The following is a 15,107-nucleotide window of genomic DNA, read 5'->3' as shown; positions in this document are numbered from 1 at the left end:
CGGGGAAGTATTCGTGGAAAACCAATCAATACAAATAATGGTGTTTTGTTTGATCACTGCACTGATTGCATTTTTAACCTATTTAAAATGCAAAGGTGCAGCGAGATCAAAATCAGATTCAAATAAGGAATATTTTCTCGCCGGTGGAGGTCTGTCATGGGTCTTTATTGCGGGGTCTATTACTTTAACCAACCTAAGTACTGACCAACTTATCGGCATGAATGGTAATCAAATGGTACTTCTCGCATGGTGGGAAATTGCCGCATTTTTCGGGTTAATGATTCTAGCCAAAGTGTTTTTACCTATTTACTACAAAAATAATTGTACTACAACAACCGAACTGCTTGAACGTCGCTATAACGACCCTCATATTCGAGCAGTTATTGCCTGCCTATTCTTATTGGGTAATTTGTTTATTTTTCTTCCGGCCATTTTATACGGCGGTTCGTTGTTTATGAAAGCCATGTTCAATGTTGATCTATCAATAATGTCGCTATCAATTATCTTCACCATTGCAGGTGCCAGTTATGCAATTTTTGGTGGTTTAAGAGCGGTTGCAGTCTCAGATACTTATAGTGGTATTGGCCTCTTGTCACTTGGCATGCTTGTTGTTGTGCTCTCAATGGCGGCAATTAATTTTGACTTTAGTGGTATACCAGCAGAGCGTTTAACCTTAATTGGTGGTAACGACTCGCCACTTCCTTGGCATACGTTATTAACTGGCATGATTTTCATTCAGACATTTTACTGGAGTACCAACCAAACCATAACCCAACGCGCCATGGCAGCTCCAAATATTAAAGAAGCCCAAAAAGGTGTATTCGCCGCCGCACTGATTCGTATTTTAGTGATACCACCCATGATTGTTATACCGGGCGTGGTTTCTTATAAATTATTTGGTGACGTGGGTGATTTGGCCTACGGTAAAATTGTTGCTGAAGTATTACCTACTTGGTTATCAGGCGCCTTTGCCGCCATGATGGCAGCGGCAGTATTAACCACATTTAATAGTATTTTAAATTCGTCAGCAGCTTTATATGTTTGTGATATTCATGAATTATATTTTCAAAAAGAGAAAAAAATCAAAGTGCATGTTGTCAGTAATATTGCTTCTATTATCTTTTGTGTACTTGCGCTACTTTTAGTACCTTTTTACTCTTCAGCAGAAAGTATTATTAATTTAGTGCAAGAGCTTTACGGCATGTTAAGTATGCCCATTTTATCTGTATTCATTGTTGGCTTATTGTTTAATAACGTTGCCTCAAAAGCTGCTATTGCCGCGGTAATTACTGGCACATGCACTTATGCATTTTTTGTCTTTGTGTGGGCACCGTTCCATTATATTCACATGATGACAATTACCTTGTTTATTTGTATTTTCATGGCGTTATTCATTAACCGATTTGTATTTAATAATCGTGCAACCTTGGTTTTTAGCAAGAAGGCAGCACCGGTAGTACCGGCAGAAACGGCTTAATAAGTTTGGTTAATTGCAGATAAATTTCAAATATTAAAAAAGCCATTCATGTGAATGGCTTTTTTAATTATTTTGTTTTTTTTTCGTGGGTTAATGCTTTATTCAAGGGCTAATTTAACTTGTGATATTGTTTTGTTACTTTCAACATTATTATGCTTTTGAATTAGGTTATTTAATTGAATAATAGACATTAGCATCGCATGAATCGGCATAAGATAACCTAACTTATTTAACCCTGCCAATTCGTCATTTGTTAGTTGCTGTAACTTCGCTTCATCAATGCTGTTCATACCTTTTAACGTTTTTACTGTGCCATCAGCATACTGTACAACTAGGTTAATACGCTTAATCAATTGCATAGCTTCCAACTTCTCAGCAAACTGATAACTTTGTATGTCATTTTTGATATCGGCTTCTAATAATGTTTTCACTCGGCTTAACAGCAAACTTGGTTTGCCAGTAGACTCAAATATACTCTGCCCTTCTATTGTTGAAAAAGCCAGATCATTAGGTGCAATACCCATAGTATAGCCTTGATTTTCTCCGGCTAAATTCATCAAGAAAAAAGGAAACGTTTGCATACTAGTTGGGGTGAAAATAGCATGCCATTTATCATCACGAACAAACAAATTCTGCCCCATTTCGAAACTCGATAGTGCCGCAATGTTCCACAGCCCTGTGTGTGGGTTTTTCACTAAAAACACTGGAAAGCTACTTATAGCTTGAGTTATTTCTTTCACACGTATCGTTAAAATATGTTGCTGTTTTACAAAAACAACCGCTGCGTTATCAGTCACTTTCAATGTACCGTGTTCACTATTACTCAGTTCTACTAATTCAGTCATTATTATTCTCTAAGTTGAAGTCGCCAGCCATTTTTCAATATAATCACGATGGGGTGGTAAACTTTGTAACATTTGTTGGGTTAATTGTTCATTACGATTAATCACTTGTTCTGCTTTTTGTTGCTGGTTATGTAAATAACCTTGGCGAGAAAAGTCAGGTTTAAATTCCATACCGTAAAGTACATACTGGTAACTTGCCGCTGGAAATAGTTCCATAGCGCTGGTAAAATCATTCGTTGTTGGACCACGATACTGCCACAACGAAAGATCTTCTTTTAAACTATCTGGGAATGTGGTTGGATCGCAGTGCGCTTGCCAATAAGGCTCTGTGCGCTTAGTAAGCATGTAATGAAACTTTAAAAAATCAACAATACGTTGCCAACGATATGCCATTTGCTTATTAAAGCGTTTTGCCACTAACGGCATTAGACTCTCGTCAGCGGGTAAATTTTCCGCTACATAGCGCGCCGATAGCTCAACCAGCATAATAGCGGTAGCTTCAAGCGGCTCTACAAAACCAGCAGCCATACCAATGGCAACACAATTACCTTTCCACCATTGCTCTCGATGGCCTGGTTCAAAACTAATTTTGCGTGCTACAAGACCATTCGCTGCTTCACCCAAATAATTACGTAAATTTTGCTCAGCCTCTTCATCAGTTAAAAAATCACTAGCATAAACATGTCCAACGCCACGTCGACTCGTTAGGCCAATATCCCATATCCAACCTGCATTTTGTGCAGTTGCAATAGTGTGGCTGGCAAGGGGCATGTCTTCACTTTCGTAAGGCACTTGCATCGCTAGTGCTCGGTTGTTAAACAACACGTGATCAACTTTTTTAAACGGAACATTTAAGGTTTGTCCTAACAGTAATGAACGTGAACCTGAGCAATCAACAAACAAATTCGCCGTTAGTTTTCCCTGTTTATTTAAGACGACTGCATCAATGCGCTCACCGTTCTCACTAATACATTCATCAAGCGTATCAACAATGTGCTCAACATTAAGCTTATCAATACAGTGTCTTTTCAATAACTCGGCAAGCGCACCTGCATCGAGGTGATAACCGTAATTACATTGTCCTTGATATTCTGATTCAGCCAAATTTCGCGGTGCTAAACCCGCTTCACAAATGTCATATTGAAAATTAGATTCTCGAGCAAAATTTTCAATATTAGAGACATACGGCGCTAAATCAATATGACCATAACCTAAAGGCACAGTAAACGGATGATAATAAAAATCACCATTACCATGAACCCATTCAACAAACTTAGCGCCTTGCTTAAAGGCCGCATGACATTTTTTAAAAACATCACTCTCTTTAAGGCCAATTTTGTGAAAGGTGTTTTTCATGGTGGGCCATGTACCTTCACCAACACCTATAGTTGGAATATCTGAAGATTCAACCAGTGTAATTTTAAGTTCGGTTTTTTTAGCATCTTTATGATGCGCCGCAATAATGGCTGCGGTTAACCAGCCCGCAGTACCACCACCAATAATAATAATATTTTTTACAGTTTTTGACATTTTCAGATTTTCCTAACCTAAAATCGTTGATGAGAATAACTTACGATAAGTTAATTGTGCAGAAATATAAATTTACTTAATACTTTACATTTTTTTAGTAAAAATATACCCACTATTTTTACTAAAAAAATGGCCTGCTTGTTAACAAGTCAGGCCAAGTTACTTCTTTTTAAACTGAAAGCTTAAACTAAAAAATTAAGCTTTCATTTAGAACTTACCACGTACGCCAACGGCATAACGAGAACCGTTATCTTCAATGTTATACGTTTGATTAGCAAAACGACCGTTTTGAACTAACTCTTCTTCAGTAACGTTAATACCTTCAAAAAACACTGAAATATTTTCGTTTACTTCGTAGCTTGCACTGACATCCCATTGACCAAATGTTTCAGTATTCACTGGTTCACCGTTAAAGCCATTATCAACTAGGCGAAGGAAACCTTCACGGTTGTTGTAGGCTACACGAGCTTGCCAAGTATCAGCTTCATAGAACATGATAAGGTTTTGAGAATCACCTAAACCTTCAAGCGCAAATGCGCGAGTTGGATCATCACCAAGCTCTTGATCACTATCTACAACCGTTGCATTTGCTGTAAAACCAAAGCCATTTTCAAAAATATGTGTCAGGGCAACTTCATAACCTGATACAGTAATTTCTTCCGTATTTTGCGGACGAGTAACCGTATAAGTTTCTTGCTCACCATTTAATTCATCAGCATCGGTACAGTCATCACCGACACAAGAAAAATTTGGCCCTGTTCTAGCCGCCAACTTATAAGCTTCAGCACCGGTTGATGTAACAATAAAGTCATCTACTTTTTTATTGAAGAACGCAAAACTAAATAAACTTGCATCTGAGTAGTACCACTCGTAAGAAATATCCCAGTTTGATGATGTAAACGGTTTAAGGTTTGGATTACCACCTTGCGCGGTTAAGTTTTGACGACGCGGTTCATTATATGTCGTTGCTGGTGAAAGCTGTGACAATGTTGGACGTGTTAATGAGTCATATACCGCAAATCGTAACACCATATCGTCTTGTAATTCTAATTTAACATTTACGCTAGGTAATAAGTTTGAGTAAGAGCCTGATTCAGTAATATTGTTAGCCGGTCCAAATACATTACTAAATAATGTTTGATCCGATGTTGGAACCACATTAGCAATATCGCTTTGTACAGCTTTAGCATCAACACTAGTGGTTGAATAACGCGCACCAACATTCACAGTTAAAGGCATATCACCTACTTCATAACCAAAGGTAAAATCGGCATATAATGACGTAATATCTTCACTTACAACATAACGGTTATTTTGTAATGATGGCTGAATTGGGAAACCTTGATCGGCTAAGAAATCAACATAAGCGTCACCGTCATAAGCATAGAAGGTATCAATTAAACCCGGGAAGTAATTACTTGCGGTGAACGGTTTGAAATCTAACAAATCATTGGGAGCAGCGGTACCATAACCACAGTATTCACACTGGCTACCAAAAATTTGAAAACTTTCTTTTTCACGTTCTTGACGATAAAAACCAAAACGCGCCTCTTCAAAAACATCGCCATCTGCAGCATAAACAAAATCAGCTTTAAATTCACTAATGTCATCTTTGTCAGTAAATTGATTACCTTTCTCGTTGTAATGTAAACGAGAAAGGTTTGCATCTAGTAAGTTACCATTTTCAAAACCATCATGAAGAACAGTTGGCAAGCTGCCAGTGCCATCAAACGCATAATTGTTAATAATTCCTACAACATTAAAACGGTCACGGCCAGCACGATCGTTTTCTGCTGATGAAGTAGAAAGGTCAAACGTTGAAACTAATTGCTCAGTAATATCCCACTTAACATTGATACCAAAACCACTGTTAGTGACATCACGAGAATTACGAGTATGTGAAACAAAATCAGTGGCTGGGTTACCACTGCCATTAGGACCACTTAAACCAATACCTTGGTTAAATGATGTTAATGTGCCTGTTGCTGCATCTATAGTTGCAGAGTCAACACGATCAGGTTCAAACCAAGAGGCTAAATCAGTAGCTTCTGATTTAACTTCAAATTTTGACATATAACCATCAACAACAATTTCGATTTCATCAGTTGGCGCATACTGCAAAACTAAACTTGCATTAGTACGTGTACGCTCTTGTTTGTCGACAATTTGATCCCAATTACGTGGGATGTATGCATTGGTAAAAAGCACATTTGCTTCGCCATCTCCATCTGCATCATTAGAGATAGTTTGACCTGGACGCCAACCCGCTGTTTCAATACGGTTAATTTGTACATCACGCTCTGAGTGACTAACCGCCAATAACACACCTAATCTGTTATCGTTAAAAGTATTACTCAATAACAATGATGCTGCTGGTGAAGTTTCTTCTGAAAGGCTTTCATACATGCCCTTTAATGAACCAACAACTTGAAAGCCTTCATAATCGAATGGACGTGCTGTACTAACATTAATTGTACCGCCAATACCACCTTCTTGTAGATTAGCAGCGGAGGTTTTATAAACATCTGCACCCGTAATTTGGTCTGCAGCTAAAACATCAAAGTTAAATTCACGACCAGCACTATCAGTTGCCAATTGGCGACCGTTAACGAGTACCGTGTTGAATTGAGGTCCAAAACCACGAACGGTTACTGCTTGTCCTTCACCACCACTGCGGTCAATCGATACACCAGTAATACGCTGTAATGATTCTGCAACGTTTAAATCTGGGAATTTACCCAAATCTTCCGCTGATATACCATCAGAAACAACATTTGATTCTTTCTTATCAAGCATTGAAGCTTTCAAACTACTCAGCATGCCAGTTACAGTGATAACTTCTGTTTTTTGTGGTGCTTCTTCTGCAAAAACACTTGCATTGGCAAAAGTGCTGGCAACAGCTAACGCAATTGCGGTTCGCTTACCTAACGTTGAAATAATTTTTGTAGACATCTTCTTCCCCTGTTTTTAATGTTTGTTTTTAACGTTTGCTTTATTATTTAACCTATTTATCTTATAAATACCTTGAATAGGATAAAACTTCAACCTTTTTTCAGTAATTAAGTTATGTTTTTTAGCAATAAAACGACTAAAAAAACACACACCCTTACGTAATCACACCTAAAAAAATAAATTTTAAACAATAAAAACAGAATCTTATAAATTAATAACCTTTATTTAAGGCCAACTGATTACAGTAGATTTTAATTGAGATAAATTATTAAATTTGCACACAGTAATTAACTTATATTTAGCGCTTCAATAATTTTTTTAAAAAACGTTTAACCAAATAGCATCATTTTATGTGGCAGTATTCCGCTCAATAATACTATCTGCCAGCAAGTTAATTACTTAGATAACCAAAAAAAGTATAGTTAAATCATCTGTTTTCACTAACAAGCTAGTATTAAACTAAAGCCAAGATTAAAGTAAAAAAATCAATCGGCTATAAACGAAAAATACCAGTAGAAACTGGCATTTATTAAGGTTTAAAAGTAATCGCACAATAGTCGACTCAACTCACTGCCCGTTAGCTTTTCACTCTTTTAACAGCTGCTAGCCATTTTCCATATAAATAGTTACGTTGCTCATTATCAATTTTTGGAGTGAAGCGTTTCCCACAATGCCACATTTTAGCTAATTCTTCCGTTGAACTAAAAACTCCTGCTTTAAGCCCAGCTAAATACGCAACACCTAATGCGGTGGTTTCGATAATCTCTGGGCGATCTACCGTTGATCCTAAAATATTGGATAGAAAACTAAGTAACCAGTTGTTAGCCACCATTCCGCCATCAACACGAATTAAGCTTGGCCTAAGCCCATCATTTTCCATTGCTTTTTGTAAGTCTTTTGTTTGATAGCAAACAGATTGTAGGCCAGCAGTAACAATTTCATTAATCCCCGAGTCGCGTGTTAGTCCTAATATGGCCCCTCTAGCATTGGGATCCCAATAAGGTGCCCCTAAACCGGTAAACGCAGGCACAAGAAAAACACCATGATCCAAAGGCATTTTTTCTGCGATAGATTCAGTTTCACATGCAGAGCCGATTAATTTTAATCCATCTCGAATCCATTGAATCGTCGCGCCCGCCATAAAAATACTACCTTCAATGGCATAAGTGGGCTGACCATTTAAACGATAGGCAACAGTCGTTAATAGTTTGTTTTTAGATTTAAGTGCTCTACTGCCTGTGTTCAACATTAAGAAGCAGCCAGTGCCATAAGTACTTTTCGCCATTCCTTCATCAAAACATGCTTGGCCAAATAAAGCCGCTTGTTGATCTCCTGCCATACCTAATACGGCAATCTCATTACCGAGTAACGCACTGTCGACATAACCAAAATCATCTGATGAGTCCATTACTTCAGGTAACATAGAAGCTGGAATATTGAATAACTCAAGTAGTTCTTGATCCCATACTTGCTGATGAATGTTAAAAATCATGGTTCGAGAGGCATTGGTTGCGTCTGTTCTATGCACTTTTCCGCTAGTAAGATGCCATAACAAAAAGCTATCCACGGTACCAAAAGCTAATTCACCCTTTTCTGCTTTTGCTTGTGCGCCCTCAACATTATCAAGTATCCATCTAATTTTAGTTGCTGAAAAATACGGGTCGAGCAATAAGCCGGTTTTATTATTAATCAGCTCTTCTACATGAGGACTCGATATCGATTCACAATACTTTGAAGTACGTCTGTCTTGCCAAACAATAGCATTATATAAAGGCTCACCCGTATTACGGTCCCACACCAAGGTGGTTTCCCTTTGGTTGGTGATCCCTATCGCAATGATCTCTGTTGCCGAGACGTTATTATCAGTAAGTACTTTACGACAAGTACGCAAAACCGTTTGCCATATATCACTAGGAATATGTTCTACCCAACCATCTTGAGGAAAATATTGTTCAAACTCTTCTTGTGCTGAGGCGTGTACTTTCCCTTGTTTAGTAAAAAGTATCGCTCTTGAGCTTGTAGTACCTTGGTCGATGGCTAATAAGTATTTCAATATGAATCCTATTTATCTTACTTAATAATTAAATATTATCTGATAATGCACATACCTTTGTGAATTGGCAACAACTATATTCATATTCGAACATTTGATTAAAACAATTAATTTTGGAAAACATCTAATATGTGGGATAATTTTAATTTGTTGTAAACTTTAAATAGAGGTAGCCTTTATGGCGCTAAACCAACGCCAAACTGAACTTATTGACCTAATACATAAGAAGGGTTTTATTACTATAGATGAGTTGGTACAGTCTTTTAAAGTTACCCCTCAAACGATACGAAGAGATCTTAATTCACTCGCTCAGTTGGGTGTCATTATTCGTCATCATGGTGGTGCTGAAAGTATTTCAACAACAGAAAATACCTCATATCAATCACGTAAAATTTTAAATTTATCAGCAAAAGAAAGCATCGCGAAAGAGTTGGTTAAAATGATCCCCAACGGCTCATCATTATTTATCAATATTGGCACAACAACAGAAACAATAGCTCGCGCTCTACTTAACCATAGCTCATTAAATATAGTGACTAACAATATTCACGTCGCGACTATTCTTTCTGCTAAAGAAGACTTTACAGTTATTATTGCCGCCGGCGAAGTTCGTCATAGAGATGGCGGTATCATAGGCGAAGCGACTTGTGATTTTATGAGTCAGTTCCAAATGGACTTTGGAATTATCGGTATCAGTGGTATCAGTAACAATGGCTCTTTATTAGACTTTGATCTGAGAGAAGTGCGAGTTGCACAAGCCATCATTAATAACTCAACCAATGTATTACTCGCAGCTGACCACTCTAAATTTGGTCGTAACGCGATGATAAAGCAAGGTAACATCTCTCAAATCAATCATTTATTTACTGATCAAGAGCCACCTGAAGCAATTAAAGAAATACTCACCTCTAATGCTATCTCAACGCATGTAATCTAAATTTTTTAAAATTAATTTTTATAAATAAACTAGCTAATTAACAACTAGCTAGCTAATTTTTTGTAGCTAAATAAAACAACCCATCTACTACAAGCACAATTACCACTTGAAACGAACATAAACGAACATTATAATTCGTTATCGAACATTGGATTTGTCATAAAAATATCAAGGCACATTATATGAATGGAACAAATGAAGTATTTGACGTTGCGGTTATTGGCGGTGGTATCAATGGCGCTGGCGTCGCAGCAGACGCGGCAGGCAGAGGGCTAAAAGTTGTCCTGTGTGAACAAAATGATCTTGCCTCTGCTACCTCTTCGAACAGCAGCAAACTCATTCATGGTGGTTTACGGTATTTGGAACATTATGAATTTAAGCTCGTTAAACAAGCTTTGGCAGAACGTGAAATCTTATTGAAAAATGCGCCACACATTATTACACCCTTAGTATTTCGCTTGCCTCATCAGCGGCACTTAAGACCCGCTTGGCTTATCAGAATTGGGTTGTTTCTTTACGACAACCTAGCAAAGCGCGTAACTTTACCGGCTTCAAAAGGTATTAAATTCTCTGATGACAGTCCATTAGTAAGTCGCATAACTAAAGGTTTTGAATATTCAGATGGTTGGGTAGATGATGCAAGGCTAGTTGTTTTAAACGCACTGGCAGCGCAAGACCATGGTGCCACTATCAAAACACAAACCAAATGTATAAAAGCGGTACGCGAAAATAATATATGGGTCATTACACTAAAAGACAGTTTAAGCGGTGATGTTAGTATTATACGTGCTAACAGTGTTATTAATGCCTCTGGACCTTGGGTAGCTAAATTGTTTTCAGATGCTTTAACCCTTAAGTCGCCTCAAAATATTAGATTAGTAAAAGGTAGCCATATCGTCGTGCCACGTATTCATGAGCAGCCGGAAGCTTATATGCTGCAAAATGCTGATCAACGTATTGTTTTTGTCATTCCTTTTGAAGATGATTTTTCTTTAATAGGTACAACTGATGTTGAATATCAAGGCAATCCATCTGAGGTAAAAATATCTGATGATGAAATTGACTACCTAGTAAACATTACTAATGAGTATTTTAAGAAAAAAATATCACGAGAAGATATTATCACTACATACTCTGGCGTTAGACCATTATTAGACGATGAGTCAGTTAATGCACAAGCTGTTACCCGTGATTATACATTAGAGCTAGAAGATATTGATAAAAAAGCACCTATCTTATCAATTTTTGGTGGTAAAATAACAACTTACCGAAAACTAGCGGAAGCCGCTGTTAATAAAATAAGTCCTTACTTTGCTAACATTGGGCCTAAATGGACCGCGAACAAACCCCTACCAGGAGGTAACTTTGCTAATATAGGATTACTAACTGAAGGGATTAAAAAAGAGTTTCCATGGTTGCCATCAAAGCTTCGCACTCGATTGATCCGTAGCTACGGCACGAGGATTTTTGCCTTATTAAGTAATATAAACAGTATTGAGGCCATGGGTTATTGCTTTGGTGCTGATCTATATGAGCAAGAAGTCAACTTTTTAATCCAACAAGAATGGGCGGTTGAAATAGACGATGTTATTTGGCGAAGAACCAAAAGAGGCCTTTATTTATCAGAACAACAAGTGGCTAAATTAAAACAGCACCTTGATGATCATCCGGCTATTTTAGCTCGTAAGTCTTTACGAACTGCAAAAGTAGCTTAAAAATTTAGCCATTGAATTAATTTTTATTTTGCTACTTATTAATACTAAGTAGCAAAGCTAACTCTATTGCATTGAACAAAAGTAATTAAAATATAGTGCTTCACATAAAAATAATCAAAGCTCTTTGATTATTTTTTGCCATTCTAATACCTTTATTTATTTAAAGCAGTCATGTTGATTCGCTTTAAGGTTAACCTAAATCAATACGAACTACTCATAAATCAATCAAGTTGTTCAAATAAAAGTTGCATTTTTCGACAGTTTTATTTATCTTATAAATAAGATTTATGTATGGAGATTTAGATGAACGTTTTAGTGACAGGTGGCACTGGTTATATAGGCAGCCACACATGTTTGGCATTATATGGGGCTGGTTTCACGCCCGTGATATATGATAATTTATCTAACTCAAGTATTAAGGTATTAGAGCAATTAAGTACAATAACTAATCAGACCTTTGAATTTATTGAAGGTGATGTCGCTGACAGCAAAAAGCTCAAAGCGACTTTCGTGCAATATAATATTCAAGCAGTTTTTCATTTTGCATCATTGAAAGCGGTGGGTGAATCGACAGAACAGCCTTTACGCTATTACCAAAATAATGTTTCAGGCACAATAACTTTGCTTGAAACCATGCAAAGTTGTGGCATTAATAAAATAATATTTAGTTCTTCAGCCACTGTTTATGGTGACCCACAATACTTGCCTATCGATGAGCAACATCCTATATCTGCAACTAACCCTTATGGTTGGACCAAAGTCATGGTGGAACAGATTTTAGTTGATTGGTGTCAAACCAATGACCAATACTTGGCAATTGCTTTGCGCTACTTTAACCCTGTTGGTGCTCATCCAAGTGGTTTGTTAGGAGAAAGTCCTAACGGTATACCCAATAATCTCATGCCATATATTGCTCAAACAGCCGTAGGTAAACGTGAATTTGTCAGTGTTTTTGGCAACGACTATAATACCCAAGACGGTACTGGCGTACGAGACTATATTCATATTACCGACTTAGCCGCTGGGCATGTTGCAGCATTTTCAGCACACCAAAACGATTCTGGCTCTTTGGTTTATAACTTAGGTACGGGTAAAGGCTATTCTGTTTTAGAAATAATCGCTGCTTTTTCTACCTCTGCAAACGTAAAGGTTAATTACCAATTCGCTCCTCGACGAGCCGGTGATATTGCCAGTAATTATGCAGACGCTTCACTGGCTAAAAAGCAGTTGGGCTGGACAGCACAACTCAATATTAAAGCGATGACTGACGACACTTGGCGCTGGCAATCGAAATACCCTAATGGTCTGGAATAATTTAATGAACAATTTAGAATTTACTCATCGTAGAAAAAACCCACTCACAGGTAATTGGGTGTTAGTTTCTCCACATAGAAACAATCGTCCTTGGTTAGGTGCTACAGAAGCACCCTCAACAGTAGAATTACCGGTATATGATGAAAACTGTCCATTATGCCCAGGAAACGAACGGGCAAAAGATGCCATAAATCCTGATTATCAACATACCCATGTTTTTGTTAATGACTTTGGCGCTTTAACTGAAGAACCGAGTGAACCGCTGCAAATAAAAAGCGAACAACATCCTTTATTTGAAGCCAATGTAGCTAATGGTGAGTGTCGAGTCGTTTGTTTTTCTCCTGATCATAATAAATCGTTGCCTGAACTCACCATTGCAGAAATAGAAGCTGTGGTTAATAGCTGGCAATCAAACTATGTCGAGTTGGCAAAGACTTATGCTTGCGTCAATATATTTGAAAACAAAGGCGCTGTTATGGGCTGTTCTCAGCCCCATCCACATGGACAAATATGGGCGCATGAACATCTATCCACTGAAATAGAAAAAGAAAATATTCAGCAACTTGCTTATCAAGATAAACATGGTAAATCCCTATTAGCTGATTATGTTGAACACGAAACGTCAAAAAAAGATCGCATTGTTGTAGAAAATGAACATTGGCTTGTTGTGGTACCTTTTTGGGCGGCTTGGCCTTTTGAAACATTATTAATTGCAAAAGATGACGTTCAGCATTTTGGCCAATTAAACTCACAACAAAAACACAGTTTAGCGCAAGCATTGCAAGAACTAACCATACGTTACGATAACGTGTTCAATTGCAGTTTTCCTTATTCAATGGGCTGGCACAATGCGCCAGTAAATAAAGAAAATAACGGCCATTGGCGGCTTCATGCTCATTTTTACCCACCACTATTGCGCTCTGCTACCGTGAAAAAACACATGGTTGGTTATGAAATGTTAGCCGAGAGTCAACGCGACTTAACCGCTGAAACAGCCGCTAATATATTACGCTCAGCGAGTACAACACATTATAAGAAGGAACAGCCTCATGGTAACTGATAATTTCTGTGAACTATTTGAAGAAATTTATCAACATCCCGCTCAAGCAATGTCAGCGGCTCCAGGGCGTGTTAATTTAATTGGTGAGTTTACTGACTACAACAACGGCTTTGTTTTACCCTGTGCGTTAGAGTTTTATACCCGCATTCTTTATAGAAAGCGTAATGACAATAAAGTTGTTGTGCACTCTTTACATTACCCCGGTGAATGTGATGAATTTGCTCTCGACACTGAGATCACTCGCGGTGACTCTCAGTGGGGCAACTATATTCGCGCTGTTGCTTATGTTTTCAAACGTCAAGGTCATCAGTTAAGTGGTGTTGATCTATTGATAGACAGTAATGTACCTCAAGGTAGTGGCTTATCTTCTTCTGCAGCTTTAGAAGTTGCCGTTGGTGGTGTTTTCAACCAAGCCTGTCAATTGAATTTGTCTAATGAAACCATTGCGTTATTGGGCCAAGAGGCTGAAAATGACTTTATGGATTGCCAATGCGGCATTATGGATCAGCTCGTTTCTGCCAATGGCAAAAAAGCCCATGCACTGCTCATTGATTGTCAAAGTTTAGCCACTGAAGCTATCGGTATTCCAGACGATTTATCTATTGTTATTGTGAATTCTAATTACCCTAGAAAGCTGGTCGACAGTGAATATAACCAGCGCCGAATAGATTGCGAACAAGCAGCAAATAAAATGTCAGTGGCTAGTTTACGTGATGCCGATATTGATATGCTAGATAACGCCCGCTCATCGATGACAGAAAATGAATATAAACGCGCGCACCACGTTATTACAGAAAATAGTCGGGTACTAAACGCCACGCAAGCATTAAAAAATAATGATATGCAAATGCTGAGAGCGTTAATGACGGCTTCTCATTTATCATTAAGAGATGATTTTGAAGTGACAATTCCTGAAACCGACGGTTTGGTTGAAATATGTCAAACTGCACTGGGCAATGCAGGTGCTGTGCGAATGACAGGTGGTGGGTTTGGCGGTGCGATTGTTTGCTTATGTCGTCATGATGATATCGACAAGATTAAAGCGGCTGTTTCAGCACATTATTTTTCTCGCTTTAATATTCAGGCTTCACTTTATGTCGGCAAAGCAGGCAATGGACTACAAGTCACTGAGTTTTAAAATTATGATAGGAAAGAGTTAATTTAGCTTTTCGTACTAGGTTTAGTCATAAGTATAACTATTGAACACTTAACTTGTTATTTAAG

General features: G+C 37.9%; 10 protein-coding genes. 6 read left to right on the top strand and 4 right to left on the bottom strand.

What is annotated here, in order from left to right; all coding sequences use genetic code 11:
• The first annotated feature begins 13 nt into the window (after positions 1 to 13).
• Positions 14 to 1,477, top strand: coding sequence for an SLC5 family protein (locus ESZ39_RS08775; RefSeq protein ID WP_223270306.1), 1,464 nt, complete (start codon positions 14 to 16; stop codon positions 1,475 to 1,477).
• A 98-nt stretch (positions 1,478 to 1,575) separates the two neighbouring features.
• On the opposite strand, the gene ESZ39_RS08770 is transcribed toward ESZ39_RS08775, so the two are convergent.
• From ESZ39_RS08770 to glpK, 4 genes are all read right to left on the bottom strand, one after another.
• Complete coding sequence (locus ESZ39_RS08770) at positions 1,576 to 2,322, bottom strand: SapC family protein (RefSeq protein WP_146879539.1); 747 nt, start codon at positions 2,320 to 2,322, stop codon at positions 1,576 to 1,578.
• Positions 2,323 to 2,331: 9 nt separating this feature from the next.
• Positions 2,332 to 3,852: a tryptophan halogenase family protein gene (locus tag ESZ39_RS08765; RefSeq protein ID WP_146879538.1), complete on the bottom strand. Its 1,521-nt coding sequence runs from the start codon at positions 3,850 to 3,852 to the stop codon at positions 2,332 to 2,334.
• A gap of 207 nt (positions 3,853 to 4,059) precedes the next feature.
• The gene (locus ESZ39_RS08760; protein WP_146879537.1) at positions 4,060 to 6,804 is read right to left on the bottom strand and encodes a TonB-dependent receptor; all 2,745 of its coding nucleotides are present in this window, start codon (positions 6,802 to 6,804) and stop codon (positions 4,060 to 4,062) included.
• Positions 6,805 to 7,381: 577 nt separating this feature from the next.
• Entirely contained in the window at positions 7,382 to 8,860 is a 1,479-nt protein-coding gene (gene glpK, locus ESZ39_RS08755; protein ID WP_146879536.1) for a glycerol kinase GlpK, read from the bottom strand.
• Positions 8,861 to 9,035: 175 nt separating this feature from the next.
• Between glpK and ESZ39_RS08750 the strand changes: the two genes are divergently transcribed.
• The 5 genes from ESZ39_RS08750 (at position 9,036) to galK (ending at position 15,021) form a co-directional block, all read left to right on the top strand.
• A complete protein-coding gene (locus tag ESZ39_RS08750; RefSeq protein WP_146879535.1) occupies positions 9,036 to 9,794 on the top strand; it encodes a DeoR/GlpR family transcriptional regulator in 759 nt (252 codons plus the stop codon).
• A gap of 182 nt (positions 9,795 to 9,976) precedes the next feature.
• On the top strand, positions 9,977 to 11,509 hold the full coding sequence (glpD, locus tag ESZ39_RS08745) for a glycerol-3-phosphate dehydrogenase (RefSeq protein WP_146879534.1): 1,533 nt from the start codon (positions 9,977 to 9,979) through the stop codon (positions 11,507 to 11,509).
• A 303-nt stretch (positions 11,510 to 11,812) separates the two neighbouring features.
• Positions 11,813 to 12,823: a UDP-glucose 4-epimerase GalE gene (gene galE, locus ESZ39_RS08740; RefSeq protein ID WP_146879533.1), complete on the top strand. Its 1,011-nt coding sequence runs from the start codon at positions 11,813 to 11,815 to the stop codon at positions 12,821 to 12,823.
• 4 nt (positions 12,824 to 12,827) lie between these two features.
• Positions 12,828 to 13,883: a UDP-glucose--hexose-1-phosphate uridylyltransferase gene (locus tag ESZ39_RS08735; protein WP_146879532.1), complete on the top strand. Its 1,056-nt coding sequence runs from the start codon at positions 12,828 to 12,830 to the stop codon at positions 13,881 to 13,883.
• On the top strand, positions 13,873 to 15,021 hold the full coding sequence (galK, locus tag ESZ39_RS08730; RefSeq protein ID WP_146879531.1) for a galactokinase: 1,149 nt from the start codon (positions 13,873 to 13,875) through the stop codon (positions 15,019 to 15,021). Before ESZ39_RS08735 ends, galK begins: the two co-directional genes overlap by 11 nt.
• The last annotated feature ends 86 nt before the right edge of the window (positions 15,022 to 15,107 follow it).

It is taken from the genome of Colwellia sp. C1TZA3, from assembly GCF_007954265.1.
Lineage (GTDB): Bacteria > Pseudomonadota > Gammaproteobacteria > Enterobacterales > Alteromonadaceae > Cognaticolwellia.
This window is presented reverse-complemented; position numbering and strand designations above follow the sequence as displayed.